The sequence below is a fragment of the Leuconostoc falkenbergense genome, assembly GCF_045801155.1.
GTDB lineage: Bacteria > Bacillota > Bacilli > Lactobacillales > Lactobacillaceae > Leuconostoc > Leuconostoc falkenbergense.
In genome coordinates this window covers 205344-215000 of sequence record NZ_CP174386.1, presented here as the reverse complement: position 1 = coordinate 215000, position 9657 = coordinate 205344, and the positions used below count along the sequence as shown (strand labels likewise).

Below are 9657 nucleotides of genomic sequence, written 5' to 3'. Positions count from 1 at the left end.
GAAGAGAACACTTCTATCTCTAAAAGCTTCAAAGGATGTCAAGACCTGGTAAGGTTCTTCGCGTTGCTTCGAATTAAACCACATGCTCCACCGCTTGTGCGGGTCCCCGTCAATTCCTTTGAGTTTCAACCTTGCGGTCGTACTCCCCAGGCGGAACACTTAATGCGTTAGCTTCGGCACTAAGAGGCGGAAACCTCCTAACACCTAGTGTTCATCGTTTACGGTGTGGACTACCAGGGTATCTAATCCTGTTTGCTACCCACACTTTCGAGCCTCAACGTCAGTTACAGTCCAGTAAGCCGCCTTCGCCACTGGTGTTCTTCCATATATCTACGCATTCCACCGCTACACATGGAGTTCCACTTACCTCTACTGCACTCAAGTTAACCAGTTTCCAATGCCATTCCGGAGTTGAGCTCCGGGCTTTCACATCAGACTTAATCAACCGTCTGCGCTCGCTTTACGCCCAATAAATCCGGATAACGCTCGGGACATACGTATTACCGCGGCTGCTGGCACGTATTTAGCCGTCCCTTTCTGGTATGGTACCGTCAAACTAAAATCATTCCCTATTCTAGCTGTTCTTCCCATACAACAGTGCTTTACGACCCGAAAGCCTTCATCACACACGCGGCGTTGCTCCATCAGGCTTTCGCCCATTGTGGAAGATTCCCTACTGCAGCCTCCCGTAGGAGTTTGGGCCGTGTCTCAGTCCCAATGTGGCCGATCAGTCTCTCAACTCGGCTATGCATCATTGTCTTGGTAGGCCTTTACCCCACCAACTAACTAATGCACCGCGGATCCATCTCTAGGTGACGCCAAAGCGCCTTTTAACTTCGTATCATGCGACACTAAGTTTCATTCGGTATTAGCATCTGTTTCCAAATGTTATCCCCAGCCTTGAGGCAGGTTGTCCACGTGTTACTCACCCGTTCGCCACTCACTTGAAAGGTGCAAGCACCTTTCGCTGTGCGTTCGACTTGCATGTATTAGGCACGCCGCCAGCGTTCATCCTGAGCCAGGATCAAACTCTCAATTTGAAAATTTGAAGATTGCTCTTCGATTAAACTGACGATTATTTCGCTATATTCTCTATAACGCTAATCCGTTTATTGTTTGTTACGAATTGACTTCGCAAATTTGTTTTTGTTACCTAAGTAACAGCCACAGATTCGTTTGTTCAAAGTTTTGTTCAGTTTTCAATGTGCTACTTATTGCCCCTTGAGACAACTATATTATCTTATCACCTTGTTCTTGTCTTGTCAACTACTTTCTTCGTTGACTCGCTCATGCTTCCGGCTCGCCCTGACTCGCTTTTGCCTCCGTCAGAACATATATTAATATACCAACTTTATCCCGCCTCGTCAACTCCTTTTTCCCTTTCTTTTACCTCCACTTTACTCCGTTTGTCCTTTCCTTATTCTAGCTCGGTTTTCCCCTCGCTTCGTTCGCTTTTTACCTCCCTTCTTCCCTGTTTCCCTCTCCCCCGTTCGCTTCATTTGCCCCTCCCTTTACCTTATCTTAATAGCTCACTTCAATGTTAACTTTAAATCTTCCGGTTGGATCATGTTTATTTTGGTCATAAACAACCACTTCATCCCTAACGCAAGTAAAATTGGTAAAACAACAAATACAATGAAAACATTTAACATGGCGATTCCCGTTTTTCCAGCTTCATTAAACGCCGTCAAAGGACCAATCAGGCCGGAAAATCCAAATCCAGCCGAAAAAGGCGTTCCTTTGATGTTTAGCAAGGTAGAAATCGCCCCCATTATAGCGGCCGCAATTGTTGTGGGTAAGAAAAGCTTTGGTTTTGTTAACATATTAGCCATCTGAATCTTTGGTGAGCCAACAAAGTGTGCCAAAGTGCCACCCAGCGGATTCACACTGGCACCCATTGCGGCTAATGTGAAGCTGGCCACTGTGATGCCAACGTTTGCGGCACCTGATCCCACACCTGTCAAACTAATGGCCATTGCCACTCCGACCGATGACAAGGGTGAAACAACCAAAAACGCAAACGCTGCTGCTAGTACAGCCCCCATCAGAATAGGTGTTAAATCAGTAGCTTGCGCAACCCATGAACCAATTACCATTTGCACGCGCCTGAGAGGATCTAAAGTAATTAAACCAATTCCACCCGCACCAACAAGTACAAACAGAGGCTGAAGTAACATTTTCAAGTGTCCAAAAATTGTTTCGGTTAACTTAACTAATGCTGTGGCAATGAGCGCTACTAAAATGATATTCAGCACAACGCCCGTTCCACCAATAATCATCCCCTTGGGCGTATTCGTTACAACGCCAGCTGAAACAAACATTGCTAAACCAATGGAGCCAGAATCAATCGCTGACAATTTGAAAATTTGTCCTACTGCAAATCCAGCAACAATTGGTAACGCGCTTTGAATCAAGGTTGTCATAAAGCCGATTTGAGTCGCAATTTGATTACCAGAAAACAATAAGAGCAACTGACTGACTAGCGCTCCTGGAATTAAAGTAATAACAATACCCAAACTAGTGCCATTTAAGACATTAATGATGAACTGCTTGATTGATAAGGGATTTGTTCGTTTTTGAATGTTTTGAGTGAGTGTTGTCATATTTTTTCCTTATGTATGCGCTAAAAAGCGCTTTTTTTATATTTCATGTGGTGAAGTGGCGCCTGACAGAATAGTTAAGACATCATCTAAGGCAAAATCTACCATGTTAGCAACAGCAATATTTGTGAAAAAGGCAATATGTGGTGTTAAGAGGACATTGGGCATGGCCAATAACTTTTTAATGCGCTCATCTGCTACTCCTGTTTTTCGTAAATCATGATTAAAAACTGGTGACTCGTCAGTTACAGTATCTAAAGCAACAGCATGCAACTTGCCATTATCTAATGCATCAATAAGATCATCAGTGTTAATCACTGGCCCACGGGAGGCGTTAACGAGCAAGCCACCATCTTTCATTTGAGAAAAATCAGAAGCAGATAGTAAATTAACGGACGTATCATTTAGGTCAACGTGCAAACTAATAACATCACTCTGAGACAAGAGTTCTTCTTTAGAGACATACGTCACTAAATCACGCAAGTCGTCGCGCGGATTAACATCATAAGCTAAAACTTTTGTGCCAAGTGCATGAAGTAAGCCAGCTAAAGTGCCGCCAATACGACCTGCACCAATGATGCCGACTGTCACGGAATGAATTTCTCTCGACTGCAAGCCCGCCCAGCGAAAATCATTTTGTGCAATACGCGCATCAAACTCCGGTGTTCGTCGTAGTAAACGGAAAATCTGCATTAGAGCCATTTCTGCTACCGATCTTGGCGAATAGGCTGGCACATTAGTAACTTTTAAGCCTGCGTTTTTGGCCAAGTCAACCTCAATCATGTCATATCCTGCTGTGCGCGTCGTAATTTGGCCAACTTGTTGTGCTAATTGATTGTAAAAAGCTTGATCGCCACCTATTTCAGCAGTTTGCTGAATCACCAAACCATCAATATTTGTTAAATCGGGCATTGTTTCTGGATGAAACTCATCCCGAGAAATCTCTATTTCAATGTGATGTAATTTGGCGTAGGCATTAATCGCCTCTTCTTCATCATTGCGAACACTAGTCATTAAAATTTTAGTCATTTTTATTTTCTTTCATATATAATGTCAAACGCGCCATTGCTTCTTGGAGAGTTTCAATTGCGGCTGCGTAGCTCAAACGAACGTAACCTTCTCCGCCAGGTCCAAAAGAAGAGCCCGGAATCAAAGCTAAGCCATTCTTGTTAGCTAAGTCGCGCGCAAATTCAAAATCATCTTGCAAGTAGCCAGCTGGAATTTTAGCAAAAATATAGAACGCGCCATCAGGTTTAGCAACTTGAAATCCTAATGATGTCATTTGTTCATAGACAAAGTCTCGACGCTGACGATAGGCTGCCTTCATATCCAAAGTATCTTGACGACCAGCTTCTGTACCTAACGCTTCTGTCGCGGCTGCCATTGCCGGGTTTGAGGCAGTTGTAATTGTAAATTGATGAATCATAGCAATCTTTTGCACTAGTTTTGCTGGTCCAGCCAAAATGCCAATACGATAACCTGTCATGGCATGTGATTTTGATACGCCGTTTAGCACAATTGTTTGTTCTGGGAGATATTTTGCCATTGAAACGTGATCATTGTCATACGAAAGTTCTGAATAAATTTCATCAGAGATGACGATAATATTAGTTTCGCGCAACACATCAGCCAAAGCTTTAACTTGTTCATCACTATAGGTCACGCCAGTTGGGTTAGATGGAAAATTCAGAACCACAGCTTTAATCGCGTCACCATGTTCTGCAATAGCAGCTTTCAGTAAATCCGGTGTCAGAATAAAATCAGTTGGAGCTGTATTAATATAAACAGGTTGCGCACCGTCAACCAAACCTACGGCAATGTACAAAGGGAAAATAGGTGTTGGCAAAATGATTTTGTCTTCAGGATTAAGAATCGTTGTTAGCGTTGCATAAATTGCTTCTGTCGCACCAACTGTCACAATAATTTCAGATGCAGCATCATAATTAACTTGATAGCGATCTTGTAAAAAGTTGGCAGCAGCTTGACGCAGTGCCAATGTACCATTCGAGGCAGCATAGTGTGAATCATCATCAATAATTGATTGAATTGCAGCTTGTTTGATGTGCTCTGGAACGTTGAAATCTGGTTCACCCAATGTTAACTTAATGATGTTTGGAATGGCACTAACCTCTACATCAAAAGCACGTATTGCCGATGGTCCAACCAACGAAAGATTTTTATTCAACGATTGCAATAATTCCGGTTTCACTTCCATTTTCATTCTCCTTAATTAAGACAAATACAAAACGCACACTCGGACGACTACCCGAATGTGCGTTTGCTCATTAATAACGAACTCACTGCGGCATTCGGAACGTTGTCCGAATACCTACGCAAAATGCTTTAAGTATCAGGACGATTAGCCGAAATACTTAAAGTAATAACTTACTGAAATTGCGCGTTGTGTACGTGTCATATAACCAATACCTTTTTATTTTATGAGATAATTATAATGCTATAATTATTTTATGTCAAGCATATTCTAAAAAAAATCACAGTTTAGATTTTTTTAGGCAGACTTCTGCCATTCATCACATCAGTTACAATCAAATCCAATCGTGCTTTTGTTTTCGCCCAATCATCATTTTCCAATTGATAAGCAACACCTTTCAGAGCTTCCGGCAACGTCACATCACGCATAAATTCTGGTGATGCAATACGTTGTTTAACAATTGTCGGATCATCGCCACGAATTTGAACCCGCTCAATGAGTACATCAGGGTGCGTTACCGTCACAAAAATAATGACAGCTTGTTCACCCAGTTCTCGTGCGTAAGTAATTGCACCTGCTGTGTCCAAGACAATCGTCGCAAAATTACTTTGTGCCCATGCTAATGCCAAAGCCTCGTGCGAGGAACCATATTTTGAGCCCGCGTACATGACCCGTTCTAAATAATGATTTTTTTCGAAACTATCATTTGTTTCAAAATAGTAAGCACCACCATTTTCTTCACGATCACGCGGTTTTCTGGTCGTGTGTGTAATTACCCGTGGCATATGATAGGTTTCTTGTAAGTAACGCGCAATGGTGGTTTTCCCAACGCCAGTCGCTCCCGTTATAACAAACACTTTATTATTTTTCATCATCTAAATTCCTTATCTTTCATTGTAACGTAAAACTTGAAGCACAGTTAGACAAGTGCGTGTTAAATTGATAAAATAATAGTTATTGATTTATTAAAATTATGTTGGAGAATTATTATGTCTGTATTGTCAAGAGCTTTTAAACGGGAGTCAGTCAATAATTATATTGCTGCTGATTCACACATGGAGCGTGTTTTAACCACTAAGGATCTGATTAGTCTAGGGGTTGGAACTGTTATTGGCACAGGTATTTTTATCTTACCTGGCCACGAAGCGGCTGAGCATGCTGGGCCGGCTGTGGCAATTGCTTTTTTGATTGCGGCGATCTTTTCTGGTTTATCAGGCATGGCTTTTGCTGAATTTTCATCAGCGATGCCAGTGGCTGGTTCAGCCTATTCATACGGTGGCGTGATTTATGGCGAAATTATTGGTTGGCTATTGGGTTGGTCCTTAATTGTCGAATACTTTCTCGCTGTTTCTGCTATTGCCACTGGTTTTTCCGCTTATTTAGGCAACTTGTTAACAATATTTAATATTCATATGCCCAAGGCACTCATGGCGGGTCCAATGGAAGGTGGCGTGGTTAATCTATTTGCCATGTTGATCATTCTGATCGTGGCAGCAATTCTTTCTCGTGGTCTTAGCACCTCGAAAAAGATTGAAAACGGTGCCGTCGTTTTAAAAATCGTTATCCTTGCACTATTCATTATTGGTGGCTCATTTTTCATTAAAACAACTAATTATGTCCCATTTTATCCAAAAGAATTTCATAGTGGTCTTGGCGGATTGAATGGTATTTGGGCAGCTACTGCCAGTATTATTTTCGCTTTTCTTGGTTTTGATACAATCGCTGCACATGCTGCCGAAGTCAAAAATCCCCAAAAGACAATGGTAAGAGGGATTGTTGGTACAGTCATTGTTTCTGCCTTGCTGTACACACTTTTCTCAATCGTCTTAACCGGTATTGTTAACTACAAAAAATTGGGTGTTGATGATCCTGCTGCTTTTGCTTTGCAAGTCGTTCATCAAACACAATTCTCTGTTGTCATCACGGTCGGTGCACTAATTGGTATGTTTACAGCCGTCTTAGCGCTTGTTTATGCCTCATCACGACTTGCTTATTCTTTTGGCAGAGATGGTTTGCTACCAAGATCACTAGGACGCATTTCAAAAGGATCTCATTTACCCGTCAATGCGTTGATCGTAGCCGTTGCCATTGAAATGATTTTTGCAGGTTTGATTCCATTAAGCACTTTGGCTAGCTTAATCAACGCCGGAACCTTAGTTGCTTTCATGTTTATTAACTTTGGTATACTGATTTTACGCCGTCGTAAAGACTTAGCTCATGATGGCTTCAAAGTTCCCGGCTATCCTGTCATTCCGTTCATTGGCGGTCTGTTGAGTCTATTCTTCATTTCACAGTTATCAGCTGAAACCCTCAAGATGTTTGGTATCTGGCTTGTAATTGGTATCATCTGGTATTTTGCCTATGGTATCAAACATTCTAAAATGTCTTAACATAAAAGGCTTCACTGTTAGTGAAGCCTTTTACTATTGCATTGCGAAATACTGACTCTTAGTCAGTGTCCAAATTTGGTGACCTTGTGAATCTACACCTTCACTATGAAAACCAAGTCGCTGCGGTATCCGCCGACTTCGAACATTATCTTGATCATGCCCAATCCAGATAACATTCATAGCTAATTCTGTAAATCCAATGTGAAGCAATGCTTTCACCGCTTCACTAACATAGCCATTGCCTCGTTGTTGTGGTGCCAAAACATAACCAATTTCTGCATCATTTTGGTCAGAATGGTAACGAAAATCAATTGTTCCCATTAATTCATCAGTTTTCAAATCAGCAATGGCATATTTCATGGTGCCAGGTTCATCATGCCAAAAATAATCACGAATAGATTGTGTTATTTCGGTAATCGTTTGTTTTCTTATTCCAGATAACCAACGGACTGTATCTTCATCACTCATATATATCAGCATTGCCGGAGCATCCGATAGGCGAACACGACGAAGCCGCAAACGCTCGGTTTGAATTTCTGGATAATCAGTAACTTGTTTCATTTATTGCCTCATTTTTTAATGTAAAAAGCCATCACGATTGTGATGACTTTTAAGACAATGGCGTTTTGCGACGCATATAGGAATCAACGATTTTTTCATATATGCCAGGTTCAACGCTATTAAGTGCTGGCCCCAAGACGTCCATTGCCTGTTTGAAATTATACTCTCGTTCATAAAACATACGCGCCTGTTCACTGGCAGCAGCTACCCGCTCGCTTGAAGCACGATAACGATTTGAATATTGTAATAGTTGCTCAGTCAGTGCGGCCTCGTCAACAATATCATCTGTCTTTTCTTTTAATGTGTCAATATCGGCAGAGACAATGTTAAGTTGACGTTGGACTTCATCCATATCAATCAAATTGGCATTTAGAGACTTAGCCAATCGTTCTAATTCATTTGATACAGCGTAGAAATACTCCAGATAAACCGCTGGCAAACCTGGTAAATTAAGACGCTCGACAGCATGTTTAATATTTTCAATTTCTTGTTGATATTGACCACCTAGTTGACGAGCTGAACGATCTGCTTTTTCCAATCCAGAAATCTTGTCCCAAATTTCAACTTGTTGTGTTTCAATTTCGGCAAATTGCTTCAAAAGTTTTTCTTGTTGAATCCGCAACTCACTGTATGAAATTTCTTTGGATTCTAACAAATCATCATTATGATCAATTTGTGCTTCCGCCGTATTAATTTGTTCAAGTAATGTCCGTCGGGTTTCCAACTCTTGATGATTAAATTGAAAACTTTGTCCCAAACGATCTAGTTCAATTGTCAAAGCTTGATTTTGTTCTCGCAAGCGCAACAAATCAGATGATAAGTTATTCGCATTTTTAACAACATGTTGGCGTGCCTTGACTTCAGTTTCCATTGTATCGTACATATTGTCAATACGTGTTTCAATGTAACCATTTTGCTCGGCAACTTCTTTTAATTTAAGATCAGCCAATAAGTTCAACACTTGTTGGCGTTGCCCATCAATTGCTTGTAGTTCCTGCTCAACGCTATCATTGGGGAACACATAGCCATCCGCCACTAACTGTGCATGCCCCTGCGCAAGTTCATTGAGTTGTTCAACATATTTAACGTTCAATCTGTCAAAGTAAGCCGGAATATCTTGCATCATGTTTTCCATTTGTGTCGTTTCCATGGCAAGTTGTTCGTAAATGTCTGAGGCCGTGGCATGATCACCCGCTTCAGTCAAACGGGTGAATTCATCATAATCACCTTCAAGTTGACTCAAAAACTGGTCAAGCGCAGGATTGGCTGGCCCAAACTTGAAATTTTCGGCCAGTAAACGTTTGCGTAAGTCTTCATACTTCTTTTTAAGATCACGAATCGCTTCTCGATGCGCTTCATCAATTTTCTTCAAATCTGACAAACCTGCGCGTACGTTTTTAATGGTCGTTTCTGTATCATCAACCATTGATTGCAAACGCACTATTTCACGGCGTGTTTTAACAATATTGATTCCGCGCGCCTCAAAAAGAACCAAATTGGCTTGTTGATCAATTTTCAAAAATTTATTATTTTGAACGTCGTTATAATCACTTTCAAATTTCTGATAATTTTTGAGCGATTGCCCTGTCAGAGATAGTTTGCGTGCCTCAACCAACTCATTACGAACCTTTAGTGATTCGAGTTGTGCTTTCCGAGCTTTCAGTTCATTGACTTTTTTGACAGTAGCTCTTTGTAAAACAAAGATTGCCAAGTATGCAATAACCACGAGTGCTAATATAATTGCTAGAATTGTAAAATTGAACATAGAGATAGTTTCCGACCTTTTAATTTTCACTCTCAATATTATCACTTATTTAGCTGAATTAAAGGACGTTTGCTAAATCTCAAATCGTTTACAGCTTTCTTAAGAACTTGCTATTTACGTAAGTTTCTG

General features: G+C 41.1%; 7 protein-coding genes and 1 rRNA gene (1 of these 8 cut by a window edge). 1 reads left to right on the top strand and 7 read right to left on the bottom strand.

All coding sequences use genetic code 11. The features are described from left to right. The 5 genes from ACI3ES_RS01060 to ACI3ES_RS01040 all read right to left on the bottom strand — a co-directional run. A 16S ribosomal RNA gene (locus ACI3ES_RS01060) occupies positions 1–1040 on the bottom strand; it reaches 511 nt to the left of the window's first position. Positions 1041–1529: 489 nt separating this feature from the next. Further along, a complete protein-coding gene (locus ACI3ES_RS01055) occupies positions 1530–2603 on the bottom strand; it encodes a PTS transporter subunit IIC (RefSeq protein ID WP_114667681.1) in 1074 nt (357 codons plus the stop codon). 36 nt (positions 2604–2639) lie between these two features. Beyond that, the gene (locus tag ACI3ES_RS01050; RefSeq protein ID WP_114667682.1) at positions 2640–3629 is read right to left on the bottom strand and encodes a D-2-hydroxyacid dehydrogenase; all 990 of its coding nucleotides are present in this window, start codon (positions 3627–3629) and stop codon (positions 2640–2642) included. Then, complete coding sequence (locus ACI3ES_RS01045) at positions 3622–4815, bottom strand: aminotransferase class I/II-fold pyridoxal phosphate-dependent enzyme (RefSeq protein ID WP_114667683.1); 1194 nt, start codon at positions 4813–4815, stop codon at positions 3622–3624. Before ACI3ES_RS01045 ends, ACI3ES_RS01050 begins: the two co-directional genes overlap by 8 nt. A 284-nt stretch (positions 4816–5099) precedes the next feature. Beyond that, complete coding sequence (locus ACI3ES_RS01040) at positions 5100–5684, bottom strand: guanylate kinase (RefSeq protein ID WP_080518891.1); 585 nt, start codon at positions 5682–5684, stop codon at positions 5100–5102. Positions 5685–5801: 117 nt separating this feature from the next. On the opposite strand from ACI3ES_RS01040, the gene ACI3ES_RS01035 reads away from it, so the two are divergent. Next, complete coding sequence (locus ACI3ES_RS01035; protein ID WP_114667684.1) at positions 5802–7202, top strand: APC family permease; 1401 nt, start codon at positions 5802–5804, stop codon at positions 7200–7202. 33 nt (positions 7203–7235) lie between these two features. On the opposite strand, the gene ACI3ES_RS01030 is transcribed toward ACI3ES_RS01035, so the two are convergent. Both ACI3ES_RS01030 and ezrA read right to left on the bottom strand, forming a co-directional pair. Next, positions 7236–7763: a GNAT family N-acetyltransferase gene (locus ACI3ES_RS01030; protein WP_114667685.1), complete on the bottom strand. Its 528-nt coding sequence runs from the start codon at positions 7761–7763 to the stop codon at positions 7236–7238. A gap of 49 nt (positions 7764–7812) precedes the next feature. Further along, positions 7813–9528, bottom strand: coding sequence for a septation ring formation regulator EzrA (ezrA, locus tag ACI3ES_RS01025; protein ID WP_114667686.1), 1716 nt, complete (start codon positions 9526–9528; stop codon positions 7813–7815). Positions 9529–9657 lie beyond the last annotated feature (129 nt).

Excerpts from the sequence above, each read along its gene's own strand:
- ACI3ES_RS01055 (WP_114667681.1), bottom strand. The coding sequence starts at position 2,603 with ATGACAACACTCACTCAAAACATTCAAAAACGAACAAATCCCTTATCA.
- ACI3ES_RS01050 (WP_114667682.1), bottom strand. The coding sequence starts at position 3,629 with ATGACTAAAATTTTAATGACTAGTGTTCGCAATGATGAAGAAGAGGCG.
- ACI3ES_RS01045 (WP_114667683.1), bottom strand. The coding sequence starts at position 4,815 with ATGGAAGTGAAACCGGAATTATTGCAATCGTTGAATAAAAATCTTTCG.
- ACI3ES_RS01040 (WP_080518891.1), bottom strand. The coding sequence starts at position 5,684 with ATGAAAAATAATAAAGTGTTTGTTATAACGGGAGCGACTGGCGTTGGG.
- ACI3ES_RS01035 (WP_114667684.1), top strand. The coding sequence starts at position 5,802 with ATGTCTGTATTGTCAAGAGCTTTTAAACGGGAGTCAGTCAATAATTAT.
- ACI3ES_RS01030 (WP_114667685.1), bottom strand. The coding sequence starts at position 7,763 with ATGAAACAAGTTACTGATTATCCAGAAATTCAAACCGAGCGTTTGCGG.
- ezrA (WP_114667686.1), bottom strand. The coding sequence starts at position 9,528 with ATGTTCAATTTTACAATTCTAGCAATTATATTAGCACTCGTGGTTATT.